Source organism: Moorena sp. SIO4A1, assembly GCF_010672065.1.
Lineage (GTDB): Bacteria > Cyanobacteriota > Cyanobacteriia > Cyanobacteriales > Coleofasciculaceae > Moorena.
The window spans coordinates 1-1,570 of sequence record NZ_JAAHHX010000627.1 but is presented as its reverse complement, the minus strand read 5'-3'; the positions used below and the strand labels follow the sequence as shown (position 1 = coordinate 1,570).

3 protein-coding genes are annotated in these 1,570 nt (G+C 40.6%); all 3 read left to right on the top strand.

Going from position 1 to position 1,570, the window contains the following annotated elements; all coding sequences use genetic code 11:
* Positions 1–339 precede the first annotated feature (339 nt).
* The 3 genes from F6K53_RS41340 to F6K53_RS41330 all read left to right on the top strand — a co-directional run bounded on the left by F6K53_RS41340 (position 340) and on the right by F6K53_RS41330 (position 1,497).
* Positions 340–705, top strand: a complete 366-nt coding sequence (locus tag F6K53_RS41340) for a transposase family protein (RefSeq protein WP_293086153.1) — start codon at positions 340–342, stop codon at positions 703–705.
* Between the two features lie 37 nt (positions 706–742).
* On the top strand, positions 743–991 hold the full coding sequence (locus F6K53_RS41335; RefSeq protein WP_293086151.1) for a hypothetical protein: 249 nt from the start codon (positions 743–745) through the stop codon (positions 989–991).
* 164 nt (positions 992–1,155) lie between these two features.
* Positions 1,156–1,497: an ISAs1 family transposase gene (locus tag F6K53_RS41330; protein ID WP_293086148.1), complete on the top strand. Its 342-nt coding sequence runs from the start codon at positions 1,156–1,158 to the stop codon at positions 1,495–1,497.
* Positions 1,498–1,570 lie beyond the last annotated feature (73 nt).

The following is a 1,570-nucleotide window of genomic DNA, read 5'->3' as shown; positions in this document are numbered from 1 at the left end:
ATCGGGAATCGGGAATCGGGAATCGGGAATCGGGAATCGGGAATCGGGAATCGGTAATCGGGAATCGGGAATCGGGAATCGGGAATCGGGAATCGGGAATCGGGAATCGGGAATCGGGAATCGGGAATCGGGAATCGGGAACAGTAATACTATTTAAGTAGAGCTTTTATGGCATTTCTGAGGTACGCTTATCAAGATCAAAGTCCCCCTTATTAAGGGCAGGGCTGTTTCATTATAGAGTAAAAAGCTGTATAGTGAAGCAATAGCCATAAAACTGGGCTAATTTCCCTTATATGCCATGCATCATGGAGAAAAGCTTAATCGACGTTTCTCTTAGAAATACCTGATCATCGCAGTCTTCATGGTCAACGTCCGCCTCTGTGGCTGGTGCTTCTAATCATAATTATGGGGATGATGAGTGGTTATTGGGGTTATCGACAATTGGGTAGATTTGTAGAACGACACCGCCGAGAATTGATTAATATACTTCAAATTCCCAATGCTCGTGTTCCTTCTTATTCAGCGATCGCCTTTGGCGCGGCGAAGCCGATCAGAAGAGTCATGGTTAATTTAGATTACGAAAAACTCCAAATAGTGTTTAATGAATGGAGTAAACAGTATAGTGTGATTCCCTCTAATGAATGGATATCCCTCGATGGTAAGAGCCTCAAAAATACCGTTAGTAACTACGATCGCGTAGCGTGACCAAAGGTCAATCAAGCCCAACAAAACTTTATCAACTGTGTTTCGGCTTTGTCTTGATGCAGTCGCTCATGGGGGAAACCCCCAAGACCGCGCTGCATCGCTTTCCCATCAAAGAAGATTAGTATTAGGGGTAAAAATGATGGAAAATAAGCAGGAAAGCGAAATTCCCGTCGTTCGAGACTTAATTGAATTATTATATTTAACTGGTGTAGTCTTTACTTTTGATGCTCTTCATTGTCAAAAAAAACTCTGGCAGAGATCATCGATTCAGGGAATGACTATCTAGTTAAAGTCAAAAAAAATCAACCCAAATTATATCAACAAATAGAAACGGAATCAAAGCAGCAAACACCACGACAAAAAGTGATCCATCATGAAAAAACTAGAAACCGTAATACTGTACGTCAAATAGAAGTGTTTGAGCCACCATAAAACCTTGATCCATTATGGATGGGTGTCGGTTGTGTCATTAAAGTCTCTCGGAGTGGAACTCGTGGTAATGAACCATTCAAAAGCATTAGTTATTATATGAGTTCAAAATCTCCTCAATCTCGTCGTTTGGTCGATGGAATTAGAGAACATTGGCTGATTGAAAATTCTCTTCATTGGGTCAAAGACGTCATTTACGAGGAAGATATTAGTCCCCAAATATCAGGATTTGCTCCAAAAAACTTATCTTTGCTCAAAACCTGGGTTTTAACCCTTCTTCGAGCACATGGCTTTGATTCGATTAAGGCAGCAATCAGCGAAATGAGCCATAATCTGAAATATATTCTCAGTTTTTGTACTTAAGAGTAATTATCTCCGATTATATTCTATTTTCTAGAGAATGAAACAGCCCTGCTTATTAAGGGGGATTTAGGGG

Excerpts from the sequence above, each read along its gene's own strand:
- F6K53_RS41330 (WP_293086148.1), top strand. The coding sequence starts at position 1,156 with ATGGGTGTCGGTTGTGTCATTAAAGTCTCTCGGAGTGGAACTCGTGGT.